The 25,045-nt window shown below is 72.7% G+C and carries 22 protein-coding genes; 10 read left to right on the forward strand and 12 right to left on the reverse strand.

The window, feature by feature from the left end; translation table 11 throughout:
- Positions 1–7: 7 nt before the first annotated feature.
- Positions 8–1,024 carry a helix-turn-helix domain-containing protein gene (locus ACIBKX_RS00495; protein WP_363275381.1) on the reverse strand — a complete coding sequence of 339 codons (1,017 nt, stop codon included), beginning with the start codon at positions 1,022–1,024 and terminating at the stop codon, positions 8–10.
- 71 nt (positions 1,025–1,095) lie between these two features.
- Here ACIBKX_RS00495 and ACIBKX_RS00500 point away from each other — a divergent pair, with 71 nt between their 5' ends.
- Entirely contained in the window at positions 1,096–2,508 is a 1,413-nt protein-coding gene (locus ACIBKX_RS00500; RefSeq protein ID WP_363275382.1) for an MFS transporter, read from the forward strand.
- Positions 2,509–2,530: 22 nt separating this feature from the next.
- Here ACIBKX_RS00500 and ACIBKX_RS00505 read toward each other — a convergent pair whose 3' ends face one another.
- A complete protein-coding gene (locus tag ACIBKX_RS00505) occupies positions 2,531–3,139 on the reverse strand; it encodes a DUF1349 domain-containing protein (protein ID WP_363275383.1) in 609 nt (202 codons plus the stop codon).
- A gap of 4 nt (positions 3,140–3,143) precedes the next feature.
- A complete protein-coding gene (locus ACIBKX_RS00510) occupies positions 3,144–4,673 on the reverse strand; it encodes an aldehyde dehydrogenase (NADP(+)) (protein WP_363275384.1) in 1,530 nt (509 codons plus the stop codon).
- Positions 4,674–4,822: 149 nt separating this feature from the next.
- Here ACIBKX_RS00510 and ACIBKX_RS00515 point away from each other — a divergent pair, with 149 nt between their 5' ends.
- The 6 genes from ACIBKX_RS00515 (at position 4,823) to ACIBKX_RS00540 (ending at position 10,656) form a co-directional block, all read left to right on the forward strand.
- Positions 4,823–5,593 carry an IclR family transcriptional regulator gene (locus ACIBKX_RS00515; protein WP_363275385.1) on the forward strand — a complete coding sequence of 257 codons (771 nt, stop codon included), beginning with the start codon at positions 4,823–4,825 and terminating at the stop codon, positions 5,591–5,593.
- An 11-nt stretch (positions 5,594–5,604) separates the two neighbouring features.
- Complete coding sequence (locus tag ACIBKX_RS00520; protein WP_363275411.1) at positions 5,605–6,075, forward strand: GNAT family N-acetyltransferase; 471 nt, start codon at positions 5,605–5,607, stop codon at positions 6,073–6,075.
- Positions 6,076–6,153: 78 nt separating this feature from the next.
- Positions 6,154–7,131 carry a hypothetical protein gene (locus ACIBKX_RS00525; RefSeq protein ID WP_363275386.1) on the forward strand — a complete coding sequence of 326 codons (978 nt, stop codon included), beginning with the start codon at positions 6,154–6,156 and terminating at the stop codon, positions 7,129–7,131.
- Entirely contained in the window at positions 7,128–8,411 is a 1,284-nt protein-coding gene (locus tag ACIBKX_RS00530) for a histidine kinase (protein WP_363275387.1), read from the forward strand. The genes ACIBKX_RS00525 and ACIBKX_RS00530 overlap by 4 nt, the downstream gene beginning before the upstream one ends.
- Before the next feature lie 23 nt (positions 8,412–8,434).
- On the forward strand, positions 8,435–9,112 hold the full coding sequence (locus tag ACIBKX_RS00535; RefSeq protein WP_363275388.1) for a response regulator transcription factor: 678 nt from the start codon (positions 8,435–8,437) through the stop codon (positions 9,110–9,112).
- 95 nt (positions 9,113–9,207) lie between these two features.
- Positions 9,208–10,656 (forward strand): penicillin-binding transpeptidase domain-containing protein, encoded by a 1,449-nt coding sequence (locus ACIBKX_RS00540; protein ID WP_363275389.1) that lies wholly within the window; start codon positions 9,208–9,210, stop codon positions 10,654–10,656.
- Between the two features lie 61 nt (positions 10,657–10,717).
- Here the strand turns inward: ACIBKX_RS00540 and ACIBKX_RS00545 are convergent, their stop codons facing one another.
- From ACIBKX_RS00545 to ACIBKX_RS00580, 8 genes are all read right to left on the reverse strand, one after another.
- Positions 10,718–11,434, reverse strand: a complete 717-nt coding sequence (locus tag ACIBKX_RS00545; protein ID WP_363275390.1) for a hypothetical protein — start codon at positions 11,432–11,434, stop codon at positions 10,718–10,720.
- Positions 11,431–11,793 carry a PadR family transcriptional regulator gene (locus ACIBKX_RS00550; RefSeq protein ID WP_399375539.1) on the reverse strand — a complete coding sequence of 121 codons (363 nt, stop codon included), beginning with the start codon at positions 11,791–11,793 and terminating at the stop codon, positions 11,431–11,433. The genes ACIBKX_RS00545 and ACIBKX_RS00550 overlap by 4 nt, the downstream gene beginning before the upstream one ends.
- Before the next feature lie 2 nt (positions 11,794–11,795).
- Positions 11,796–12,557, reverse strand: a complete 762-nt coding sequence (locus ACIBKX_RS00555) for a CPBP family intramembrane glutamic endopeptidase (RefSeq protein ID WP_363275391.1) — start codon at positions 12,555–12,557, stop codon at positions 11,796–11,798.
- A gap of 148 nt (positions 12,558–12,705) precedes the next feature.
- Positions 12,706–13,536, reverse strand: coding sequence for an HAD family acid phosphatase (locus ACIBKX_RS00560; protein WP_363275393.1), 831 nt, complete (start codon positions 13,534–13,536; stop codon positions 12,706–12,708).
- A gap of 168 nt (positions 13,537–13,704) precedes the next feature.
- Entirely contained in the window at positions 13,705–14,295 is a 591-nt protein-coding gene (locus tag ACIBKX_RS00565; RefSeq protein ID WP_363275394.1) for a TIGR03086 family metal-binding protein, read from the reverse strand.
- A gap of 125 nt (positions 14,296–14,420) precedes the next feature.
- Complete coding sequence (locus ACIBKX_RS00570; protein ID WP_363275395.1) at positions 14,421–15,764, reverse strand: S28 family serine protease; 1,344 nt, start codon at positions 15,762–15,764, stop codon at positions 14,421–14,423.
- A 70-nt stretch (positions 15,765–15,834) separates the two neighbouring features.
- Complete coding sequence (locus ACIBKX_RS00575; protein WP_363275397.1) at positions 15,835–17,025, reverse strand: hypothetical protein; 1,191 nt, start codon at positions 17,023–17,025, stop codon at positions 15,835–15,837.
- Positions 17,022–17,987 (reverse strand): 5-dehydro-4-deoxyglucarate dehydratase, encoded by a 966-nt coding sequence (locus ACIBKX_RS00580; RefSeq protein WP_363275398.1) that lies wholly within the window; start codon positions 17,985–17,987, stop codon positions 17,022–17,024. The genes ACIBKX_RS00575 and ACIBKX_RS00580 overlap by 4 nt, the downstream gene beginning before the upstream one ends.
- Positions 17,988–18,239: 252 nt before the next feature.
- On the opposite strand from ACIBKX_RS00580, the gene ACIBKX_RS00585 reads away from it, so the two are divergent.
- From ACIBKX_RS00585 to ACIBKX_RS00595, 3 genes are all read left to right on the forward strand, one after another.
- Positions 18,240–19,049 carry an NAD(P)-dependent oxidoreductase gene (locus ACIBKX_RS00585; RefSeq protein ID WP_363275399.1) on the forward strand — a complete coding sequence of 270 codons (810 nt, stop codon included), beginning with the start codon at positions 18,240–18,242 and terminating at the stop codon, positions 19,047–19,049.
- 84 nt (positions 19,050–19,133) lie between these two features.
- Entirely contained in the window at positions 19,134–19,814 is a 681-nt protein-coding gene (locus ACIBKX_RS00590) for a DUF6338 family protein (RefSeq protein ID WP_363275400.1), read from the forward strand.
- Positions 19,786–19,977 carry a hypothetical protein gene (locus tag ACIBKX_RS00595; RefSeq protein ID WP_363275402.1) on the forward strand — a complete coding sequence of 64 codons (192 nt, stop codon included), beginning with the start codon at positions 19,786–19,788 and terminating at the stop codon, positions 19,975–19,977. The genes ACIBKX_RS00590 and ACIBKX_RS00595 overlap by 29 nt, the downstream gene beginning before the upstream one ends.
- A 12-nt stretch (positions 19,978–19,989) precedes the next feature.
- On the opposite strand, the gene ACIBKX_RS00600 is transcribed toward ACIBKX_RS00595, so the two are convergent.
- Complete coding sequence (locus ACIBKX_RS00600; RefSeq protein ID WP_363275403.1) at positions 19,990–24,759, reverse strand: CHAT domain-containing protein; 4,770 nt, start codon at positions 24,757–24,759, stop codon at positions 19,990–19,992.
- Between the last annotated feature and the right edge of the window lie 286 nt (positions 24,760–25,045).

The raw sequence follows: 25,045 nt of genomic DNA on the forward strand, positions 1-25,045 counted from the left end.
GAGTGGATCACGCTGCGATAGACGTGCGCCGCGGCTTCCGAGTTCCGCGGCGTGTTTCCAGGCGGCTGAACTGGGTGCGGTAGGCGGACGGCGTGAGTCCGGTGCGCCGCACCAGATGGCCGCGGAGCGAGTCGGCCGTGCCGAGGCCGCAGGCCTGGGCCACCCGGTCCATGGGCAGGGCCGTCGTCTCCAGCAGCTCCTTGGCCCGCTCGATGCGCTGGTGGAGCAGCCATTGCAGCGGGCTGACCCCGCTCTCGGCGTGGAACCGGCGGGTCAGGGTGCGCACGCTGACGCCCGCGTGCCGGGCCAGGTCGGTGAGGGTGAGCGGCTGGTCGAGGCGGCGCATGGCCCAGCCGCGGGTGTCGGCGCAGGCGTTGCCGCGCTCGGGCGGCAGCGGGGTCTGGGTGAACTGGGTCTGGCCGCCGGGGCGCACCGGCGCGACGAGTGCGGCCCTGGCCACCTCGTTGGCCGCGGCCGCCCCGTAGTCGGTGCGGATGATGTGCAGGCAGAGGTCGATCCCGGCGGCGTACCCGGAGGACGTCATCACCTGGCCGTCCTCCACGTAGAGGACGTCCCCCTTCAGGTCCAGCGCCGGATACCGGCTGCGCAGCTCCTCCGCCAGCTGCCAGTACGTCGTCGCACTGCGCCCGTCGAGGAGGCCGGCCTCGGCGAGCACGAAGGCGCCGCTGCAGATGGAGGCGATGCGGGTGCCCCGCTGTGCGGCCTCGCGGACGGCGGCGACGGTCAGCGGGTCGGGTTCGTAGCGGTGCCCGGTGCCCGCGACGAGCAGCGTGTCCGCGTCGCGTACGGCGTCGAGCCCGTGCTCCACGTGCAGGGTGAGCCCGCCGGTGGTGGCGATGGCGCCGGGGCGCGGGGTGCAGACGACCACGTCATAGCCTCGGCCCGCGGGCAGCTCGACCTTGCCGAGGAGCATCTCCGGGATCGCCAGGTTGAACATCGACACAGGTGAGGGGGCGATGACGGCGACGCGGTGCGGGCGGTGGGTGCCCGGCGCTTGGGGCATGGCCAGAACCTCCGGATGTATGGCATTCAGGCCACTACTGTAGCCGGGACGCGGTCCGCAGACTCATGGGCATGGCAACAGAATCCCTGCGCTCCAGCCGGCCCCAAAGCGCGCGCGAGACAGCCCACTTGACGACACCGGCCCCCGGCAGAACCTCGCCTCCCCCGGGCAGGGCCTCCCCCGTCCTCACCCTCATCGCCGCGATGCTGGGCTTCGCCCTGATCACGCTGGACGCGTCCGTGGTGAATGTGGCGCTGCCCGCGATCGGCGACGCGCTGGGCGGCGGGATGTCCGGGCTCCAGTGGGTCGTGGACGCCTACACGCTCGCCTTCGCGGCGCTGATGCTGTCGACGGGTGCGCTCTCCGACCGGGTCGGCGCGACGCGGGCGTACGCGCTGGGCATCACGGTGTTCACGGCGGCGTCCGTGGCATGCGGTCTGGCGCCGTCGCTGCCCGCGCTGATCGGGGCGCGGGTGGTGCAGGGGGTGGCGGCCGCGGTGGTGCTTCCCGCCTCGCTCTCCCTCGTCCGGCAGGCCTACTCCGACACCGCGGGGCGGGCGCGGGCGGTGGCGCTGTGGGCTGCGGGCGGTTCGGTGGCGGTGGCGCTCGGGCCGGTGGCGGGCGGTGCGCTGACCACGGCGTGGGACTGGAGCGGCATCTTCTTCATCAATCTGCCGCTGGGGGTGGTGGCGCTGCTGCTCCTGCTGCGGGCGCCGCGCTCTGAGCGGCGGCCCGCGCCGCTGGACCTGCCGGGGCAGGGGCTCGCGGTGCTGACCCTGACGGCGCTGACCTTCGCGGTGATCGAGGGCGGTACGACAGGGCTGCTCGCCCTGACGCTGGCGGTGGCGGCGGGCGCCGCCTTCTTCTGGACGGAGGCGCGGCAGCCGCATCCGGTGGTGCCGCTGGGCTTGTTCCGCGACCGGACGGTCGCGATCACGGTGGCGGCGGGGGCGGCCTGCAGCGTGGCCTTCTATGGCCTGGTCTTCGTCTTCAGCCTCTTCTTCCAGGAGGTGCAGGGGCGTTCGGCGCTGTGGGCGGGGCTGATGTTCCTGCCGATGACGGGGCTGATCGCGGTGACGAATGTGGTGGCGGGGAAGGTGGCGGCGCGAGTGGGTCCGCGGGTGCCGATGCTGGTGGGCCAGGCGCTGGCGGTCCTCGGCCTCGTCCTCCTGGTCCTCTCCGTCTCCGCGTCGACCCCGGCCCTGGCCCTCGCCTTCCTCATGGTCCCGCTGGCCCTGGGCTGCGCCCTGACGATCCCACCGCTGACGGCGGCGATGATGGAGGCGGTGCCCGGGGAGCGGGCGGGCCTGGCCGCGGGAGTCCTCAACTCGGCCCGCCAGGTGGCCGGCGGCCTGGGCATCGCGGCATTCGGAGGCCTGGTCGCCCACGACTTCGTCTCCGGGATGCGGGTGAGCCTGCTGATCGCCGCGGGGTTGTTGGCGGTGACGGGGGTGGCGACGCTGGGGTTGCGGCGCGGGCGGTGACTTTTCCCCGCCCCCCGGGGCGCTAAGACCCGTCCCTCAATCCCACCGGCCAGTTGGGACGGAACTCCAGGGACTCGAACGTCGCTACGCAGCCCTCGCCCACGGGGGACTGCGTCATGAAGCCCACCAGCGCCGCGCCCGCCGCCTTCTCGTCGCCCAGGGAGAAGATCCGGACGAACGTCCAGTGCTTCCCGTCCCGTGAGGCGTGGAAGGCGAACGCGGAGCCCGTGCGGCTGACACGGAGCCAGACGCTGCCGCCGTCCACCACGAACGCGTTCGCGTCGTCCGAGTGGCCTCGGGTCACGACCGTGCACACCGTCGCCTCGTCCGGCGAGCGCTCAAGGCAGAGCTTCGCCCACTCCCGGTCGCCGACATGGACGTACAGCACACCCGCGTCGAACGCCGCCGCGAAGCCGACCGTGACCTTGGCGATCAGCTGGAAGTCGCCCTCGGGCGCGCCGAGCAGACGGGGCGCGTCCGACGCGGGGTCGAGCGCCTCGCCCGTCGGCGGCACGAAGCGGTCCTGCCGGGCCCCCGCCCAGCCGGTGAGCACCCCGTCCTCGTACGACCAGTGGCCGTCGGGTCCATAGGTGCGCAGCGGGAAGGGCAGGGGCGGGATGGTGACGTCCATGGCGTCAGTGTTCCAGGCGCCCGTCGTAGCGACGCGGCAGGCCCAGCGGGTTGGCGTCCCGCAGCTCCGGCGGCAGCAGCGCCTCCGGAGTGTTCTGGTACGCCACGGGCCGCAGCCAGCGCTCGATGGCCGTACCGCCGACGGACGTCGAGGTGGACGTCGTCGCCGGGTACGGACCTCCGTGGTGCTGCGCGGGCGCCACCGCGACCCCGGTCGGCCAGCCGTCGACCAGCACGCGCCCGGCCAGAGGAGTCAGCTCGGCGAGCAGCGCCGCGCCACGGCCCTCGCCCGCCGCCTCCGCCGCGGACAGCTGGACCGTCGCCGTGAGGTTGCCCGGAAGCCGCGAGAGGACCGCGGTGATCTCCGCGGCGTCCTCGTAGCGCGCGACGACCGTCACGGGACCGAAGCACTCCTCCAGGAGCAGATCGTGCTCTCCGGAGACGGCGAGCCGCGCCGCCGGGACCGTGAGGAACCCCGCGCTCACCGTGTGCTCGCTGCCCGCGCCCGGCGTCACCGGCGCGTCCACGTCCGGCAGTTCGCCCCGCTCCCGCACACCCGCCACGAAGTTGTCCCGCATCCGGTGGTCGAGCAGCACCCCTGCCTCGGTGTCACTGACGGCCTCGGTGAGCGACTTGACGAACCGGTCGCCGCCCGCGCCCGAAGGGGCGAAGACCAGACCCGGCTTCACGCAGAACTGGCCGACGCCCAGCGTCATCGACCCCGCGAGCCCCGCACCGATCTCCTCGGCCCGCTCGGCGGCGGCCGCCTCGGTCACCACGACCGGGTTGAGGGAGCCGAGTTCACCGTGGAAGGGGATCGGCACGGGACGGGCCGCCGCCGCGTCGAAGAGCGCGCGCCCGCCCCGGATCGAGCCGGTGAAGCCGGCACCGGAGACGAGCGGATGCCGGACCAGCTCGACGCCCGCCTCGAAGCCGTGCACGAGGCCGAGGACGCCGTCCGGGATCCCGTGCCGCTCGGCGGCCCGCCGCAGCAGCGCCGCCACCAGCTCGGAGGTGGCCGGATGGTCCGGGTGCGCCTTCACGACGACAGGGCAGCCCGCCGCGAGCGCGCTCGCGGTGTCGCCGCCGGGCACGGAGAAGGCGAACGGGAAGTTGGACGCGGCGTAGACGGCCACGACACCCAGCGGGATCTTGTAGCGCCGCAGATCGGGGATGGGCGGGGTCGCGCCGGCGTCCGGGTGGTCGATGACGATGCCCAGGAAGGCACCCTCGTCGACGATGTCCGCGAAGGCCCGCAACTGGTAGCAGGTGCGGGCGAGTTCACCGGTGAGCCGGACGGGACCGAGCGCGGTCTCCGCGTCCGCGGCCTCCACCAGGTGGTCCTTCGCGCCGTCGAGCAGCTCGGCGGCGGTGCGCAGGAACGCCGCGCGTATGGTGCGGTCGGTGAGCGCGTCCCTGGCGGCGAGCGCGGCGCGCACCGCCTGGTCCACCTCCTGGGCTGTGGCTTCCACCGCAACCTGCTCGCGCTGCTTCCCGGTTCGGGGGTCGACACTCCAGACTGGTCCTGCTGCCACCGCGGGCTCCTCCAGATGTGTTGCCACGGATGTACTGCGAGATGTACTGCCACTCACCTGCGCTGTTCGATATGCTGAACAGTGTCTCTGTCGATGAATGAGCGGGGACTTCGGAGACTATTTCTCGTCGAACTAAGGGGTCAAGGGCGATGTCGGCTGGCGAGAGCGGCGGGGCACAGGTCAAGTCCGCGGTGCGGACGGTGGAGTTGCTCGAATACTTCGCCGGACGCCCCGGAATGCACTCTTTGGCCGCCGTCCAGGAAGCCGTCGGGTACCCCAAGTCCAGCCTGTACATGCTCCTTCGTACGTTGGTCGAGCTGGGCTGGGTGGAGACGGACGCGACGGGCACCCGGTACGGCATCGGGGTGCGGGCCCTGCTGGTCGGCACGTCGTACATCGACGGCGACGAGGTCGTCGCGGCGGCGCGTCCGACGCTCGACCGCCTCTCGGACGACACCACGGAGACCATCCACCTGGCCCGCCTCGACGGGACGAACGTCGTCTATCTGGCCACCCGCCAGTCCCAGCACTACCTCCGCCCCTTCACCCGCGTCGGCCGCCGTCTCCCCGCGCACTCCACGTCCCTCGGCAAGGCGCTGCTCGCCACGCACACCGACGAGCAGGTCCGCAAGATGCTGCCGGAGACGCTTCCCGCGCTGACCGAGCACACGATCACCGACCGCGAGAAGCTGATCGAGGAGCTGCGGACGGTCCGCGAGCAGGGCTTCGCGGTGGACCGCGAGGAGAACACGCTGGGGCTGCGCTGCTTCGGCGTCGCGATCCCCTACCGCACGCCCGCGCGGGACGCGATCAGCTGCTCCGTGCCGGTGGCGCGCCTTACGCCGGCGCACGAACAGATGGTGAAGGACGCGTTGTTCGACGCCCGGGACCGGTTGTCACTGGCGACTCGTAGGCTCTGACCATGACGACCATGGATGTCAGCCTGCGCCCCGTCCACGACAGTGATCTCCCTGTCTTCTTCCGGCAGATGAACGATCCGGAGTCGAACCGCGTCGCCGCGTTCACCTCTCCGAAGACCGCGGACCGGGACCTCTTCGAAGCCCACTGGAAGGGGCTTCGGACCTCCGAAGACGTCGTGGTGCGCACGGTCCTCGCGGACGGGGACGTCGTCGGCAGCGCGGCGGTGTACGGGGAGCCGGGCGAGCGGGAGGTCACCTACTGGATCGACCGCGCCTACTGGGGACGCGGACTGGCCACCGCGGCGTTGGGCGCCCTCCTGACGGAGGTCCCGGAGCGCCCCTTGTACGCGCGTGCGGCAGCGGACAACGCGGGCTCCCTGCGGGTCCTGGAGAAGTGCGGCTTCCGCGTGACGGCGGCGGCACGGGGCTTCGCGCACGCACGGGGCGAGGAGATCGACGAGGCGGTGCTGGTCCTGGGGTAGGCGCCCTCCCCCGCGCGGCGGAGCCGGATCATCGTGGCGCAGGACGCGGCCGTGCGCCGACGCCGGGAGCGTGGAGGCATGGCCCCGACACTCGTCCCCGTACCCACCCGGCAGGGCATCGGCAGCGGCACCCGCGTTCTCCGCGCCCTCGCCGTCGTCTCCTGCCTCCCCTACCTCAGCCTCAAGATCGCCTGGATCGCCGGGAGTCACATCGGCATCCCCGCGGGCAGCGGCCTCCTCCAGCACCGCACGACGATGATCCTCGCCAACAGCCTCACCGTGCTGATGGACGCGGGCGTCATCGTGCTCGCCCTGCTCCTGACCCGCCCCTGGGGCCTGCGGACCCCCGCCTGGCTGCTCGCGTTCCCCATGTGGGCGGCCACCGGGCTGCTCGCGCCGATCATGACCGGATTCCCGCTGCAGCTCCTGGCCAAGGCGCTCGGCGGCAGCGTCGACGAGCCGTCCGGCGGCAGCGACGACGCGTTCCTCGACGCATGGGTCTTCGGGGTCGTCTACGGAGGGTTCATCCTGCAGGGCCTCGCCCTCGGCGCCCTCTTCGTCCGGTACGCCCACACCCGCTGGGGCCATCTCTGGCGCGGCCGCGTCCGGGACCTCCCACGGGCCGTGTCCACGGGCGACCGCCGCACAGCAGCCGCTGCCGCCCTCCTCGCCCTCCCTCCCGCGCTGATGCACGTCCTCTGGGCCACCGGCGCCACCCCCGGCCTCAACGAGGCGCGGATCCAGGAGCGTACGACCGACTTCTACGTACTCGAAGTGCTCGACCTGTTCTACCTCGGCGCCGCCGTCACCGGTGCGCTCCTCATCGCCTTCCGGCGGAGCCCCGCGCTCCCGGTGCGGGTCCCGCTCGCGCTCGGCTGGGTCGGCTCCGGCGTGATCACCTGCTGGGGCGCCTGGCTGCTGTTCGCCTCGCTCGGCGGCGTGGACGACGTCACCAGGCAGCCGACGGCCCTGATGTTCCTGACCTACGCTGTGGAGATGATCGTCGGGATGCTTGTGGTCGCCCTCGGGGTGCGCTTCTTCAAGGACCCCGCGTGACGGCTCTCGCCGCGGTCCCGAGAGCGCTGGGGGCCCTGTTCGGGCGGCGGGCCCGGCGCCGCTGGATCCATCTGATCCTCGGCGGCGCGCTCGCCATGCCGTACGTCTTCGTGGGCTCCGTCGTCGTGGGTCCGGTGCTCGGCGAGGACACCGTGTTCGGCTCGCTCACCGCCCAACTGCTGGCGTTCGCCGTGGGGTTGCCGCTCGCCGCGATCACCGCGCTGTTCCCGCTCACCCGGCCCATGTCGGTGGCCGCCGTACGCGCCCTGTGCGACGTACCGGGCGAGGCCCTCGCCGACGGGCCCGCGAGGTCCCGCACCGCGCGCGTGCACACCGTCACCTGGTTCACGCTGCACCTCGGATTCGGCGGCGTCATCAGCGGGATGTCCCTCGCGCTGCCGCCGTTCGCGGCGGTGCTCATCGCCCTGCCGTTCGCCTCGGCGCTGCGGGGCAGCAGGATCGGGATGCCCGAGGCCTTCGGCGACGGCCGGCTCCTCGCGCTCTCCCCGGTCATCGGGATCCTCTCCCTCGTCGCGCTCGCGGGGTGCGCGGCGGGCGCCGGGAACCTGCTGGCGCGCTGGGCGCCGCATCTCCTTGGCCCCACCCCCGCCGACCGGCTGGAGGCGGCAGAGCGGCGCGCCGCGGACCTCGCCGTCCGCAACCGCCTCGCCCGGGAACTGCACGACTCGGTGGGCCACGCGCTGAGCGCCGTCACGCTCCAGGCGAGCGCGGCCCGTCGCGTCCTCGACAAGGACCCGGAGTTCGTCCGCGAGGCGCTCGCCGCGATCGAGGAGACGACGCGGCGCACGGTGGGCGAACTCGACGCGGTCCTCGGGGTGTTGCGGGAGGGCGACCAGCAGGCGTCGACCGCCCCCGCGCCCACCCTCGCCGCCGATCTCGACGGGCTGCTCGGCCGCACCCGCGCGGCAGGACTGCGGGTGAAGGCCGCCGTCGACCTCGGCCCGCGGGGAGCCGACGCGCTGCCCCCGATGGTCTCCCGCGAGGCCTACCGCATCGTCCAGGAGAGCCTGAGCAACGCGCTGCGGCACGCGCCCCCAAAGGCCCCGCTGACCCTGCGGATCGCCCTGGCCGGCACCGACCTGGAGATCGTCGCGGAGAACCCGCTGCCCGCCGCCGCTCCCGCGTCTCGCGCAGGCGGCGGCCACGGCCTGCGCGGCATCACCGACCGCGCCCGACTCCTGGGCGGCAGCGCGGAGGCGGGACCGGTCGACGGCGACTGGCGCCTGGCCGTACGACTCCCCTTGAAGGGACCCACGTGACCGACTTCCCCGAAGGGACCCGCATGACGACCGAGACAGCAGCCGCCCCCATCCGCATCGTCCTCGCCGACGACGAGCGGATGGTGCGCACCGCCCTGCGCGTCATCCTCTCCGCCGAGGAGGGCCTGGAGGTCGTCGGCGAGGCGGCGAGCGGCGCGGAGGCAGTGTCCGTCGTGCGGGAGCTGAAGCCGGACGTGGTCCTGATGGACGTACGCATGCCGGAGATCGACGGTATCCGCGCCACCGAACAGATCCTGGCGACCCTCGACGATCCGCCGCGCATCGTGGTCGTGACGACCTTCGAGAACGACGCCTATGTGTACGAGGCGCTGCGGGCCGGGGCCTCCGGGTTCCTGCTCAAGCGGGCCGACGCGGACGCGCTCGTGCAGGCGGTGCGGCTCGTCGCGCGCAGCGACTCGCTGCTCTTCCCGGCGGCGGTGCGCGCGCTGGCCGCCGAGCACGGGCGCGAGAAGCCCGCCGCGCCCGCCTGGGTGGCCAGGCTCACCGGGCGGGAGAGCGAGGTGCTGCGGCTGATGGCGGCGGGGCTCACCAACGCGGAGATCGCCGGGCGGATGGGCGTGGGGCCCGCGACGGTGAAGACGCATGTCGCGGCCGTCCTCGCCAAGACGGGGGCGCGGGACCGCACGCAGGCGGTGATCGCGGCGTACGAGGCGGGCTTCATGAACAGCGACGACGCCTGACCCGCCGGCCGACGATGCCCGCCCCTCTATGAGGAATCTCTAAGAAACCCGGCAGATCGGAACGAAAGCATCCGCGCCGCTCGTCCTCCCACGGGATGAACAAGACGATCAGGCATGCCTCGGTCTTCGCGCTGCTGCTCGTGCTCGCCCTCCTGGTGCGGGCGACGTGGGTGCAGTTCTACGACTCGAAGGCTCTCGCGGACGACAAGCTGAACCGGCGCAACGCGATCGAGCAGTACGCGAACCCGCTGGGCGACATCATCGTGGGCGGTGCGGCCATCACCGGCTCCGAGCGGACGAAGGGCGGGGACCTCGCGTACAAGCGCACATACAAGAACGGCGATCTCTACTCGGCCGTCACCGGCTACAGCTCGCAGGTGTACGGGGCGACGCAGATCGAGGGCGTCTACAAGGACGTCCTCGACGGCACCGACACCCGGCTGAAGAACCCCCTGGACACGGTCACCAACAAGCGCGCCGATCCGGGTGACGTGGTCACGACCATCGACCCGGCCGTGCAGAAGGCCGCGTACAAGGCGCTCGGCGACAAGAAGGGCGCGGCGGTCGCCGTCGACCCGAAGACGGGCAAGATCCTCGGCATGGTCTCGACGCCGTCGTACGACCCCTCGGACATCAGCGGTTCCACGGACTCCAAGGAGTGGAAGGCGCTGACCGGCGACGAGGACAAGCCGATGGTCAACCGCGCGCTGCGGCAGCCGCTGCCGCCGGGTTCGACGTTCAAGCTGGTCGTGGCGGCAGCCGCCCTGGAGGACGGGCTCTACGGCTCGGCGGACACCAGGACGGACAGCCCGAACCCGTACACGCTGCCCGGCACGACCACGGTCCTGAAGAACGAGAACGCGAGCGCGCCCTGCGAGGACGCGACGATCCGTACGGCGCTGCAGTACTCCTGCAACAACGTCTTCGCGAAGATGGCGGTCGACCTGGGCCAGGACAAGGTCAAGTCGATGGCCGAGAAGATGGGCTTCAACGCCGACAAGCTGGACGTGCCGGTGCGCGCGGCCAAGAGCGTCTACCCCTCCGACATGGACAAGGCGCAGACCGCCCTGACCGGCATCGGCCAGTTCGACGTGACGGCGACGCCGCTGCAGATCTCGATGGTCTCGGCCGCGATCGCCAACGGCGGGGAGCTGGTCGCGCCGCACATGGTCTCCCAGATCACCGACGCGGACGGCAACGCCCTCGAGTCGTACGACGACGCCGACTCGGAGCGGGTGATGAGCGAGGGCACCGCGAGCGAGCTGCAGTCCGCGATGGAGACGGTCGTCGAGAAGGGCACCGGCACGAACGCGCGGATCAGCGGCGCGGACGTGGGCGGCAAGACGGGCACGGCCCAGCACGGCGAGAACAACAGCAAGACGCCGTACGCCTGGTTCACGTCCTACGCGAAGGGCGGCGACGGCAAGGAGGTCGCGGTGGCGGTCATCATCGAGTCCTCGGACGCGGCAAGGTCAGAGGTGAGCGGCAACGGCCTGGCGGCCCCGATCGCGAGGGCCATGATGCAGGCGGCGCTGAACTCGTAGCCACCACCGCTGTGCCCACAGTCGCGGGGTGCCGGTCAAAGCGACCCGCACCCCGCGGAGGTCAACGGCGCGACTTCCACACCTGCCAGCCCCAGAACCCGGCGAACGGAACCAACGCCCCCACCAGGATCCCCCCGGCGAAGCCGAGCCCGCTGCCGGCCTCGCCGTCATCGACGGCAACCCCAACACCCGCCAGGACCACAACCGCCGCCGCCACACCCACCAGCGCATAGAACCGCCGGCTGAAGAACCGCACCCTCCCCGGCACCACCGGCGGAGCCACGATCTCCGCCCCCGGCCCGAGATCGGCGGCCCGAGGCCGCTTGAACCAGGCGTACACGATCCAGTTCCCGCACGCCTCCCACCCCTCGGGCGCAAGCCGCTCGTCAAGCCCCTCCCGCCCCCGGGTGATCAGCTCCCGCCGGTACTCCCACCGCTGCGGCCGCTCGACGTCCCGGTGGCTGACGAAGCGCCCGAGCGCGTCGACCCGCTCCACCTCCCACCCCTCGTCGCCGAAGCGATTGAGCAGCTCTTCGTCGACGTACGTATCGGCGGTCCACCGCCATGTCTCGACGTGCGCCCCCGGAGCATCGGCACCCCGGCTCCCCTCCGCCGGCGCCAGCGACCGCGCGAACTCGTCCACGGGTCCGAACTCCGCCTCGGGGTCCCCGCCCGACTCCTCCAGATGCGCCGCCAGATCCGCGAGGGTCGCCTCGACCTGCTCGGCGGGCACCCCGTGCTCCCGCAGCCGGTCCGCCAGTTCGGCGAAGTAGCTCATCGCACACCCGCCTTGGCGAGGACCTCGCGCACGGATCCGTCGAAGGCGAGCCAGAGCCCGCCCTGCTCGCCGAGCGTCTGACGCCCCGCGTCCGTGAGGGAGTAGTACCGCCGCCCGGGCCCCTTCTCCGTGGCGCGGAACTCGGCGGCGACGAGCCCCGCCTCCTCAAGCCGGTTCAGCACGGGATAGAGCGTGCCGCCCTTGATCTGCCCGAACCCCGCGCTGCCGAGCAGCTTGGCGATCTCGTAGCCGTAGCTCTCGCCGTCGGTCAGGCTGGCGAGCACGAGCAGATCGAGCACCCCCTTGAACCAGCTGGCCCTGCGGTCGGTCTTCGCGCCTGAGGAGGCGGATGGGGTCACGGTCAGCTGCCCTTCGGGGTCGGCTCGTACGAGGAAGGCGAGGCGACGGAGCCGATCGGCGCCGGCACCGGAAGCGTCAAGTCGCGTACGGACATGGCGATATGGACGGCGACGGGCACCAGCAGGCTCCCGGTGGTCACATAGAGCCCGGCGAACACCAGGCCCACCCCGGCGAAGACGAGGACACCGCTGCGGCCCTGGTAGAAGCCGGCGGCCCCGTACACGAGAGCCGAAAGCGCCGCCGCCACATAGAGGTCGAGGCCGAGGACGCCGACGCCGAAGGCGATCAGGAGCCCGCGGTAGACGAGTTCGGCGCAGACGCCGTCGGTCACCGCGACGGCGATCGCGAGGCGCCGCTCCTGCGGTGTGCGCGGCAGCATGGCCTGGATGGAGGCGAGCCCCGGCACGTTCCTGCCGCCTTCGGCGAGGGCCCGCATCTTCCGCCCCGACATGACGGAGACGGCTGCCACCAGGACGATCACGACGGCCGCGGAGACCGGCGAGTCGGGCGCCGCGATGCCGATGTCGGCGGCGGACATGTCCGGCGAGAGCAGCAGCGCCGCCACGGCGAGCGCGGCGAAGACCCACCAGAAGGCGAGGACGAAGGTGAAGTAGCGGACGAGCGCGCGCGGTTCGGTGTCGCGGCGGCGTTCGAGCGAACCGTAGACGCGGCGGCCGTACCAGGGCTCGACGAGGAGCAGATAGCCGCCGAGCACGGCGGTCAGGGCCGTGGAGGCCGTCGAGAAGTCCGGCGAGATGGTCATGGTGGGGTCCCCCTTCCCGAAAGGGCCGTGCGGCGCGCACGCCGCACGGCCCCATGAGCATGTGAGCTACCTAGACCGTAGAGCGACCTAGTCAGGAATGCAACCTATCTCGGGATGCCGAGCACTCACCCACCCGGCCGTGCCGGACCTACTCCACGAAGTACGTCGGGTTCGGCAGCTTGTACGTCTTGTCCGCGTAACCGCCCGCGAGGTCGGAGACCTGGTCGCCGAAGCTGCCGACGATGTCGTAGCCGGTCGACTCGATGTGCCTGCGGGTGCCCTCCTTGAACTGCACCGTCGTGCACTCCCACTTGGCGGGCGTGGCGCAGTCGCCCAGATAGGCGGGCGGGTTGGTCTTGTCCTTGGTGAACACGTGCTTCTTGTCCAGCTGCGTGTCGTACCCGGCCTTGGCGAGGTTGGTGACGGCGCCCTCGCGCTGCGCCTCACTCAGGCCGGTCAGGAAGAAGACCTCGACGCCCTTGCTCTTCGCGTACCGGACGAGCTCGGGCATGCCGAACACGGCGGGGCGCTTGGCCGCCTTGACATAGGCGTCCCAAGTGGCGCTGTTGTACGTGTAGTTGGTGGTCTTCTCGTAGTCGAAGCTGAGCAGCGAGGTGTCGTCCACGTCGAGCACGATCGCGGGCTTCTTGCCGTGCTCACCGCCCTTCGTGCCCTTCGCGCCCTTCCCGCCGTGCCCGGCTCGCGCGGCGGCCTTCTTGATGTCCTTCTTCGCCTTCGCCTGGATGCGCGCCAGGTCCTTGGCGTACGGGCTGTCGGGCGAGGAGCGCCAGACGCCGTCGGCGTCCTGGTAGGCGCCGTAGTAGTCGTCGATCTCGCCGACGAGCAGGCCGATGTTGTGCGGTTCGGCGGTGTGCCGGGCCGAGGTGTTGTCGGCGGTGGCGGCGCCGGCGCCGTACAGCGCGGCACCGGCGACGGCACATGCGGTGGCGATACCCGCCACCCGTAGGGACTTGCGCATAGAGCGGTCTCTCCGGATCAGAGTCTGTGTAGGGGCAACAGTCAGAGCAGGTCAACACCTGTCTACGCGCCTTGTCTACGCGCATCACACGGGCGACCGCGAGACCCCGGGAAGACCCTTTACTCGATCGATACCCGATCCGGAGAAGGCCGGAGAAGGCTCCGGCCGCTACGTGCCCGGAGTCCAGCGCGGGTCGCGGCCGCTGAGACCGATCACGCGGTCGAGCAGCGGCGCGTCGTCCGGGACCGCGACGGGGGCCCCGAACAGGCCGCCCTCGGACGACGAAGCGCCCTCCTCCGGTGTCAGCAAGGCCTGCGCCACCCCGAGGCTCGCCTCATCGGGTGCGTATGCCTGGCCCGTCGCGCGTGCCAGGTCCCAGCCGTGTACGACGAGTTCGTCGAGGGCGACCATGCCCGCGACCTCACCCGGCAGATCGATGCCGCCGGCCCGCGTCATGCCCTGCCACGCGGCCGGGTCCCGCCACGTCTCCACCAGCTCGTCGAGCAGCTTGGGCAGTTCCGTGCGCCAGCCGGGGCCGAGCTCCGGAAGGGCGCTGCCCGGATCCTGGTCGAGGTGCGGCCCGAAGTCCTTGCGCCCCGCGTCCCTGAATGCCCCGGTCAGCCCGACCAGGTGGCCCAGCAGATGGCGCACCTCGTACTCCGGACAGGGCGTGGGCGCCGAGAGCTGTCCGTCCGTGACGCCCTGCGCGATCCCTGCCACCAGCCGGGCCTGCGGCGCGAAGTCGATGATGTCCGTCATGGGTGCCTCCGGGGCGTTGCGGTCCTTGCCTGCTCCAGGCCTGCTCCAGACCTTCAGACCTTTAGACCTTTAGACCGTCCGCTCCCCGGAAACTCATCGCGACGCGCCGCGGACCCGCCCACGGACTACTTCACGTCCGCCCAGCGCTTGATGGTGGCGATGGCCTCGGCCTGCTCGGCGGCCGGCAGTTTGGCGATCGAGGCGCCGTGATTGGAGCCGGGCACCTCGTAGCGGTAGGAGTCACGGTTGCTCGGCGTGAACTTCTCCGCGCTCCACGGGTCGTTCTCGCCGTACACGAACATCATCCGCTGGCCGCGGGTCTTCACCCAGCGGTCGACGTCGGCGATGGTCCGGTTGTTGTACGAGCCGCGCATGGCCTCGGGCAGCACCGAGTTGGGCTGGTAGATGTCCGGGTAGTGGCGGACGTCCTTGAGGTGCTTGAACTTCAGGTCGGCCCAGCCGAGCTGGGTGGCGGCCTGCCGGTAGTAGGGTCCGGTGCCGTTGGTGCCGAGGGTCTCGTCCTGGTAGACGCTGAAGCCGTGCTTCTTCGACCAGCCGTAGAGCTCGTCGTCCGTGGCCTTCTTGGCGTCGGGCACGGTCGGGCAGTTGTCGATGGTGCCGCTCTGCCAGAAGTTCCACACCTGGTCGAGCACCGCGAACTCATAGGCGCGGTCGGTGGTGCCGAGGGTCTCCTCGAAGGTGTCGCCGTTGGCCTTGGCGTCCGCCTCGAACCTGGGGATCAGGGCGTCACGGCGTACGAGCATCTCGCGCTGCACGGCGTCGAGCGCGGTCCGGCACTCGGCCGTGCCCACCGTCCTGAAGAAGCGCTCGTAGCCGCTGTCGTCCTTGTTGTTGGCGTCGTTGGGCGCCACGAACGCGACGACCGCGTCCAGGTCTTCGGGGTAGAAGCGCTCGTGGTACGTCGCCGTCATGCCGCCCTTGCTGGCGCCCGTGCCGAGCCACTTGCCCTTCTCGATGCCGCGCAGCGCCTGGGTGAGGCGGTGCTCGTCGGCGGCCTCCTGCTGCACGGTGAGCTTGGACCAGTCGGAGCCCGCCGGGCCCGCCGGGCGGGACTGCTCGAAGTAGCGGTGCTCGACGCTGACCTGGTTGGCGTCGATCAGCTTGGTGAGGGCGGTGGTGTTGGACGCGAGGGTGTAGCCGCCGGTGTAGAGGACCGTCGGCTTGTCCGTCGCCTTGTGCCAGAGCGTGGCGCGCTGGGTGAACGTGCCGGCGTCCGGGTCGTCGTGGTCGACGGGCTGGGCGTAGCTGAGCGTGTAGAAGGGGTAGCCCTCCCTGTCCGCCACGGAGACGACCTTCATGCCCGGGATCTTCTCCAGCCGATCCCGGATGTCGGTCGCGGCGGCCCCTCCCCCGTCCGGCTGCGCAGCGGCGGGCACGGCCCCGCCGAGCACTGCCGCGCCTGCCATGAACCCGGCACAGATCAGCGCCGATATCCCCTTGTTGCGCACCTTGTCTCCTCGTAGTGGAGCGAATGCCTGCGCCGGATGGTAATCGCTTTCACTTCCGGTGCGACAGGGGTTACTTGAGGCGTGCCGACGGCTGCTCGATGTGCGCCAGCGCCTTCCTCACCTGGGCGAGATCCTCGTCGGACGCCAACCCCGCGTGATAGAGCCGCAGTTCGTCGGCGCCGAGACCGGCCGCGTGCGCGGCGTCCTCGGCGAGACGTCCGGGGTGACCGCCCATGCCGGACACGACGGTGAGGTTCGCGGCGAGGGTGGTGCGTTCGGTGCGGTACGGCACGAACGCGGTGAGGAGGTCGGCGCCGCCCGTGCAGGGTACGACCACTCCGTCCGCCACGGAGAGGATGTGCTCCGGGTCGACTCCGGCGTTCGCCCCGCACTGGTACGTCACCGGGTGCGCGTGCAGCAGCACCTGGAAGCCGTCGGGGGCGGCCGCGCGGACCGCCGCGACCGCCGTCTCCTGGAGGGTGCGGGCGGCCACGTCGCGCCACGCGCGCGTGGCGGCCGCCTTGTCGGCGCCGAGCAGCTTCTCGACGCCCGCCCAGCCGCCGGTGGGCCGCTCGCCGCGCCAGAGGGGTTCAAGGGCCCGGCGTACGTCGGTGGCCAACTCGGCCGGGTCCAGGCCCTGTTCCCCGTAGCCCGTACGGCACGTGGGGCAGAAGCAGAGCGACATCAGGTACTGCCCGGCCTCCCCGAGCGGTACCCCGGCGGTCTTGTCGTGGGCGTGCAGATGCGCGAGGCCGTACCAGCCGAGGGACTCCAGCTCGGTGCCGCGCGCTCCCGGGCGCACAGCCGCTTCCGCCGCGAGGTCGACGAGGTACGCGCGCGTGGCGGGCTGTGCGATGCAGGGTGCCCACGGGTAGCGGTCTCCGTAGGCGTTGACCACGGAAGTGTCCGGATGTTCCGCGCCCAGCCGGGAGTTGTGGGCGAGGACCACCCAGGTGTGGACGTCGAGCCCTGTGGCGGCCAGCGCTTCGGCGGCCTCTCTGTAGGCGTCGGTTCCGGCCCAGTCGCCCGGCGCGTACGGCCGCAGGGCGCGCCCCTGCCAGCGGGTGACGTCGGGCTCGTACAGCACGGCGGCGTGCTCGGCCGTGACGATGCGGTGGCGGGGGTGACGGGGGGTCAGCGCGCGTGTGGAGTGGTAGGCGGCGGCGAGGGTGACCTGCCGGACGCCGAGGTCCGCGACGCGGGCGGGCGCGTCGGGGTCGCCGACGACGTCCCAGGGGTAGAGGAAGGCGGAGGCCCTCACGCGCCCGCCTCCGTCCGCAGCAACGCCCGGCCGCGCTCGACGAGTTCGGCGAGCCGTTTGACGTGGTCGTCGGCCGGTTCGTGCAGCGGGGTGCGGACGCCGCCGACGTCGAGCCCGGCGAGCCGGACGCCCGCCTTGACGAGCGAGACGGCATAGCCGCGGCCTTCGGCGCGCAGTTCGACGAAGGGCCGGTAGAAGCCGTCGATGAGCCGGTTGACGGCGGCATCCCCCTCGGCGCTCCTGGGGTCTGCGGCGTTGAAGGCCCGGTGGAAGGCGAGTGCGATGTCGGGCGCGAAGCAGAAGACGGCCGAGGAGTAGAGCGTGACGCCGATGCCGCGGTAGGCGAGGCCGGTCAGCTCGGCGGTGGGCAGTCCGTTGAAGTAGAGGAAATCCTCCGGGACTTCGCTCCGTACGGCGCTGACGACGCGCTGCATCAGGTCCAGGTCGCCGAGGCCGTCCTTGAAGCCGATGACGCCTTCGGTGCGGGCGAGGGCGACGACGGTCTCCGGGGTGAACACGGCGTTGTCGCGCTGGTAGACGATCACGTCGAGTGCGGTGGCCGCGGCCAGTTCGGCGTAGTGCCGCAGCAGCCCCTCCTGTCCGGCGACGACGAGATAGGGCGGCATGGCGAGCAGCCCGTCGGCGCCCGCCTCCTCCGCCAGACGCGCGTACCGCACCGCGAGCGCCGTGCCGTACCCGGCGCCCGCGACGACGGGGACCCGCCCCGCGGTCTCCTCGACGGCGGCGGCCACGCACGCCCGGAACTCCTCGGGGGTCAGGGCGTGGAACTCGCCGGTGCCGCAGCAGGCGAAGACGGCCGCCGCCCCCGCCTCGACGCCCGCGCGGACGTGCGCGCGGTAGACGTCGAGATCCACGGAGCCGTCCGGACCGAAGGCGGTGACCGGGAAGAACAGCGGCCCGCTGGGGATGCTGAGTCGAGCGGCGAGGGGTGCTGACGTCACAGGCTCTCCCTTGGCGTACACGTTTCTGATCCACGTCCATATTTCTGAACAGACCCACGCTAAGGCGCCGCCCAACCCCTGGTCAAGCGTGAAGATTCGGAGCGGAACGGCGATCCAGGAGCGGATTCACCGCCTCCGTACGACACTTGACGCGGCGGGGAACCGATCCCTAGCGTGTCCACACTTGTGAATGCCGTACGCACACGCGGATGACGCCGGCGGATACGGCAGCCGATCCGAGGAGATTCCCTCATGCCCGCTCCCCGCACCGTCCTGCTCACCGGCGCCGCAGGCGGCCTCGGCACCCTGATGCGCGGGCTGCTGCCCGCCTACGGGTACGAGCTGCGGCTGCTCGACATGCGGCCGATCGAGGGCGAACCGGGCGCGATCACGGCGGACCTCGCGGACCGCGCGGCGCTGCGCGAGGCCGTGCGGGGCGTCGACGCGGTCCTCCATCTCGCGGGCATCTCCCTGGAGTCCACCTTCGACAACATCCTGCGGGCGAACATCGAGGGGACGTACAACCTCTATGAGGCGGCCCGCGAGGAGGGCGTACGCCGGATCGTCTTCGCCTCCTCGAACCACGCGGTCGGCTTCACGCCCCGGCCGCTCGGCGACGACCCGCTGATCCCCGTCGACACCCCCCGCCGCCCCGACACCTTCTACGGCCTTTCCAAGTCCTTCGGCGAGGACCTCGCCCAGCTCTACTGGGACAGGCACGGCGTCGAGACGGTCTCGGTGCGCATCGGCTCCTGCTTCATGGAGCCGACGAGCGTACGGATGCTGTCGGTGTGGATGTCGCCGGGCGACGGCGCGCGGCTCTTCCACGCGGCACTCACCGCCCCCGATGTCGGGCACACGGTGGTGTACGGGTCGTCGGCCAACACCCGGCTGTGGTGGGACCTCTCGTCGGCGCGGGCGCTCGGTTACGCACCACAGGACGACTCCGAGCAGTACGCCGAGAAGCTCGTCGCCGAGCACGGCGAGCTGGACCCCGCCAACCCGGACCACGCGGCCCTGGGCGGGCACTTCTGCACCAATCCCCCGATGTGGCCGCACTGATCGCCGAACCCCTGCCCGCGAGGCGCCCGCGTAGGTCATCCTGAGGCCCACTGGGACACACGCGAACGGGGGTACGGCACCACGATGGTTCCGGGAACGGTGCAGCAGCTGACCATCCTGCTGATCCTCGTGCTGCCCGGCGTCTTCCACCAGGCCGTACGGGAGCGGCTGCGCGGCGGTGTCGCCGCCGAGCAGGAGCCGCAGAACCGGATCGTGCGCGCCATCGCCGCGGGCGCCCTGCTCGACGCCGTGTACGCGGTGGCGGCCGGGCCCTGGCTGGTGCGGATCCTGTCCGGGGGCGGCGACGGGCCCCTCGCCGGCGTCATGCGCGAGCCCCGCCGGGCGGGGATCGCGGCGCTGCTCCTGATCGTCGTCGTGCCCTCCGCGCTCGCCTGGGCCCAGGCGGCCTGGTCGCGGCGGCACGCGCGGGCGCGGTACGAGCCGACGCCGACCGCGTGGGACGCCCTCTTCCGCGACCGCGGGTCCTGCTTCGTCAGGATGCGCCTCAAGTCCGGTCTTTGGGTGGGCGGTTGGCTCGGCTCGCGGTCGGCCGTGTCGGCGTACCCGCAGGACGGGGACCTCTATCTGCAGGCCCAGTACCGGATGGGGTCCGACGGCACGTTTCTCGGGAAGGTGCCCGGCACCGCGGGCGTACATGTGCGGGCGAGCGACATAGAGGTGCTCGAAGTGCTCCTGTCGCCTTCGGCGGCAGCGGCGGACAGGGAGGCGGCAGCCGATGACGGAGGATCAGCCGATGGGCGATGACGCGGAGTTGGCCGCCCTGGTGGCGGAGTTCGCCGACCGCAGGACCTACTCCCCCACCGACGACATGGCGGAGCCGGACGAGCTGCCGCAGGGGCCTTCGGGCACCGCGATGGGCGAGACCGCGCCCGGCGTCCAGGGGACCGCGGAGCCCGAGACGCCCTGAGCGGGCGGCGGTTCACGGACCCGTGTGGACGTGCGCCGCCCACAGGTGCGGCGCCCGCGCGTAGCGGTCGCGCAGGGCTCTGACCGGGCCGTGCAGGGCGGCGGCCGGATCGATGGGGCGCCCGTGTGCCACGTCGTCGGCGAGCGCGGCGTACAGCTCCTCGGTCAGCCGCGTCGCAAGCTCGTCGGCGACGGGCCACAGGGTGCCGATCACCTGCGGGTAGCCGGCCAGCTGGAAGGCCGCCGTCAGCTGCACCGCCTCGTCGGGCAGGTCGACGCCGCCCCTCGACGTGGAACAGGCCGAGAGCACCGCGAGCCGCGGATCGCGCGGGCGCTGGGCCGCGGCGTCGAACACGGTGAACCGCCCGTCGTGCAGGACCAGGCCGCTCTGCGAGGGGCTGAGCAGATCGCTGACGCCGTGGCAGCTGAAGTGCGCCCAGGGGTGTCCGTCGAGCGCCCGGCCCACCGCGTCCACCGTGGCGTCGGCCCCGGACAGGAGGCGCCCTTCGGGGAACAGCTCCGCGAGCAGCGCCGCCTCCCGCGACGCACCCGGCAGCGGCGCCGCCCCAGGCGTCTCGGCGAGCGCGACGACCAGCGGCGACGGCCGGGCGGAGGCGGCCGGGGCGAGTCCCGCGCGGGCCCGGACGAGGGCGCGCACGGTCGGCGTGTACGAGGAGACGGCGCGGTCGAGCACCCAGGTGCCGGAGTCCGGAGCGCCGCGCCCGGCCGCGTGCAGCGGCAGGAAGGACAGCCAGCCGGTGGCGCACCACCACAGCCGGGGCCAGGCCTCGCCGTCGCCCGGTACGGCGTCCAGGCCGAGCCGTTCGAGCACCGGTGCGGCGACCGTGTCCCACAACCAGCCCAGCGTCGTGGAGAGCGCCCGCATCGCGGCGACCGCGCTGTCCGTCCCCTTTCCTCCGTACGCCTCGTCGATCCCGTCGATGAACTCCGCGGCCCGCGACCGGGCGGCGGCCGGGGTGAGGCCGGGCAGCGGCACCACGTCGATCCCGGCGTCCGCGGTGACGATCAGGGCGTCACAGCGGTAGCCGCTGACGTTGACCACGACGACGGGGCCTTCGGCGGCGGCGGTGCTCAGCTCCGCCACGGACGGCGGCCGGAGGAATCCGGCGAGGCCCGGCAACTCCCGGATCTCCGCCAGGAGTCGGTCCCAGCGCCGGGCCAGGGTCTGCCGGGCCTCGGCGGTCACCCCGGCCTCGTGGTCGTCGCGCGGGGGTGTGCTCAGCTGGTCACGGATCCGCTCGAACTCGGCGGCGCGGCCCGCGTCGAGGTCATGCAGCCGCGACACGTCGGCCCGGTTCTCCAGACCCTGGGCGAGGAGCACGCCCCTGCCCTGTTCGAGCAGCGCGAGGGCGCGGCCCGCCGAGCCCGCGTCGAGCGCGAGCGCGGCGGCGTCGCCCGCCAGGCCGGTGCTGATGCGCAGCCGCGCCTCCTGGTCGGCACGGGCGAGGTCGCGCGGGGCGATGGAGGGCAACAGGGCGACGGCGTACGCGAATCCGTCGAGGGCGTCGGGGCGGTCACCGGCCCTGGCGGCGGCCTCGCCCCAGGAGCGCGCGGCAAGGAGCCGGACCACGCCGGGGACGACCGGGTTGTGCGCGCAGTCGCGGGCGAGGCGCACCGCCTCCGCGAGGTCGGCCCGTTCGCCCAGCGCGGCGAGGCTCAGCTGGGTCTGTGCCAGCAGGCCTTGCGCGATGCCGTGGTTGGGATGGGTCTTCGGTGTCCCCGCGAGGGGCTCCCGGACGGCCGCGACCGCCTGGTGCAGCGAGCGGCGGGCCAGGGCCGCGTCGGTGTCCCGTGCCAGCTGGGCGGTGATGACGCAGGCGTCCGCCAGGTGCAGCAGGGCGAAGGGCCGCTGCGGATGCCGCTCGCCGAGCCGGTCCGCCACCGCTTCGAGCACCTGGCGGGCCTCGGCGGCGGCGCCCGCGTCCGCGTCGATCCGGGCCCGGCTGTTCAGCACGACCCCCAGATTGATCGCGGCCAGTTCGGCGCCCAGCTGCTCGCCGTGCTCCGCGTCCACCGCGGCGCGCAGCAGTCCGGCCGCCTCGTCGACGGCGGCCACGTCGCCGACCGTCTCGTACCAGCGGCGCAGCGCCTCGGCCAGGTTGTTCAGGTGCAGGGAGCGCTCCATGGCCGTCGGCGGGCTCTCCCGCAGGGCGCGGCGCAGCACCGTCACGGCCTCGGTGAGCCAGACGCGGTTGCCGGTGGCGCGGGCGCGGTCCATGAGGGCGCCGCCCAGATTCGTCAGCGCCATGCCGATGCGCGCCCCCGGCACCTGGGTCACGGCCTCGCGGAGCGTGCCGACGGCGGAGTCCATGAGGGCCTCGTCGCCGCTGTCGACGGCGCGGTACCACTCGCAGTAGCCGAGGCCGGTGAGGACCATGCCCCGCTCGTCGGATCCGGGCCGCACGAGGGCCAGGGCCGCCCTGAAGTGCCGCACGGCCTCGTCGTTCAGCCCTGCCTCACGGCTGTGGCGGTAGGAGTCGGCCAGGCTGTTCGCGAGGCTGAGCAGGGCCACGGACGCGTCGGGTCCCGTCGAGACGGCGACCGCCTCCCGGTGGCGGCTGACGGCCTCCTCCAGCGTGGCGGGGTCGCCGGTGAAGCGGGCCAGGGTGCGCAGGGCCTCGCCGAGGGAGACGAGACAGCCTGCCCGGCCCGGCGCGGCTCCGTCGGACCTGTCCAGGGCCGCGCGCAGCACCTCGACGGCCTCCTTCAGGAGCGCGGGCTCCGAGCTGAACTCGGCGCGGGCCAGCAGGGTTTCACCCAGTCCGCCGAGCCGCTCCACGCGCCGGTGGTCCTGCTCCGGGGCCATGGCGACGGCTTCCCGGTGGGCGGCCTCCGCCTCGGCGAAGAGGGCGACGTCGCCGGTGCGCATGGCGAGCTTGGCGAGCACCGTGCCGAGGTTCGAGCGGTACAGGGAGCCTTGGGAGGCGTACGCGTCCGGTACGTGCGTGACCGACTCGCGCAGCAGGCGCACCGCCTCCTCGTACGGCCCCGCATCGCTCGTCGCCTCGCCCCGGTGCGCGAGGGCCACGGCGTACTCCGCCTGGCGCTCCCAGCGCTGCGGGGAGTCGGGCGGCAGCAGGTCGAGCCCGCGGCGCAGTTCGACGGCGCCCTGCCGCCAGGCCTCGTCGTCGGTGGCACGGCGGGTCAGCGCCGCCCCGAGATCGAAACGTACGTCGGCTTCGAAGTCGCTGCCCGGGGGCGGCAGGACGAGGCACTTGAGGAAGCAGTCGACGGCGTCGTCGGCGTCCGCGTCGGAGCCGGCGGCGGCCCGGACCTCCAGGCAGCGACCGAGCGCCAGCAGGATGCGGGCGCGTTCCGCGGAGCGGGCCGGCACCTCCTGGTCGAGGCCGCGCAGCAGCGTGACCGCCTCGTGGAGTTCGTCGGGGACTTCCCCGGGGACTGCGGTCGCCTGTCGTGCGACGGCGCGGCGCCGCAGCAGGTCGGCGAGTTCGATGCCGTGCCGCACCCGGCGGCCCAGGTCCTCGGTCGGTACGGCATGGACCGCCCGGCGTGCGTGGTCGACCGCTTCGTCCAGATCGGCGACGGAGCCCGTCGCGGCGTGCCGCGCGCCGAGCACGCCCGCGAGGCCGAAGTGCGCCTGGGCGAGCATCGGATGTCCGGGCGGCGCTCCGTCGAGGGCGTCACGGGCGGCCGCGCACGCCTCTTCCAGGGCACGCGGCGCGCCGGTGCGCTGGGCGCGCTCACCCAGCATCAGGGCGAGGTTGGTCAGGTACACGGTGCGCTCGACGGCGTTGGTGGCGATCTCGGCGGCGCGGCGGCAGGCGGCGATCCCCTCGTCGTACGACTCGGCGCGGTCGTCGCCCTGCACGGCCCAGGTGATCAGGGCGATGCCCAGGTCGGAGAGGAACGAGGCGCGGTGCGCCAGCACGGCGTCCGGTTCCGTGAGCGCCGACCGCAGCAGGCCGATGGCCTCCGGGAGCCGCGCGGGATCCCCGAGGCTCTTGGCGGCGGTGCACAGCGCGGAGCCGAGGGTGGCCACGTGCTGTGCGCGCAAGGGGTTGCCCTCCGTGCACAGGTCCACCGCCCCGCGCAGTTCGGCGACCGCCTCCCGCAGCAGCTCCCGGTGGGCGCTGGCCTCCGCCCAGTGCCGGAGCGTGTACCCCAGGTTGCTGTGTCTGCGGGCCTGTTCGTCCCGGTCGCCGGGTGCGCAGGCCACGGCGGCGCGGCCGCAGTCGACGGCTTCGGAGAGCACGTCGAGCCCCGCACCGTCCTGGAAGGCGTACAGGAGGACGAGTCCGAGGTCGGACAGACACATGCCCTGATGGAGACTGCCGTCGCCGACAGCGGCGGCGGCGTGCCGCAGCAGCGCCTCGGCGATGGGCAGGGCGCCGGGGAAGCGGCGCTGCTGGAAGCCGACCGTGACGCCGACGGCCGCGTCGTACGCGAAGCCCGGTTCCGTCGCGGCGCCGTCGGGCCCGCCGGACACAGTGGCGAACAGCGGACGCAGGCCCGGCGGCACCTGTCCGGGGTCCTGCTCGTGGATGAGGGCGAACCAGAGCACCGCGGAGCCGAGCACCGCCCGGTCGGCCCCGCCTCCCGCGAGGTAGCGGCACCAGTCGAGGTGGCCGAGCGCGAGGACACCGAGGGCCCACACGCTGCCGTCGGGCAGGGCGAGGCCCTCGCGTACGGCACCGGCCGCGGCCTCGGACTCCGGGGCGAGGAACCACTCCAGGGCGCCGGGTCCGGCGTCGGCGCGCCCGGCCTCCTGGAGGATGCGGCGCGCGGCGTCCTCGGCCCTCACGCGGCGTCCACCGTCTGCGTCATCGCTCCCCCGTCACACGCACCCCTCGGAGCGATCAACTTACCTATTCCACCGGCGACTTGAGCCGGATCCGCGCCATCGCGTCCGGACTGCCCCACCGGGCGCCCCCGCCGCGCCTACGGGCACCGAACGGGCAGCGAACGGGCAACCCCCTACCCCCGAACGGGCAAGGCCGCCGCGCGTTTCCCAGGCCGCGGCCCCAGCGAACGGGCAGATACGGGCATCATCGCCCCCGTGCCAGGCCTGGCCACGCCCCCACCGGCGC

Origin of the sequence: Streptomyces sp. NPDC050658, assembly GCF_044457025.1 — a bacterium.
Taxonomy (GTDB): domain Bacteria; phylum Actinomycetota; class Actinomycetes; order Streptomycetales; family Streptomycetaceae; genus Streptomyces.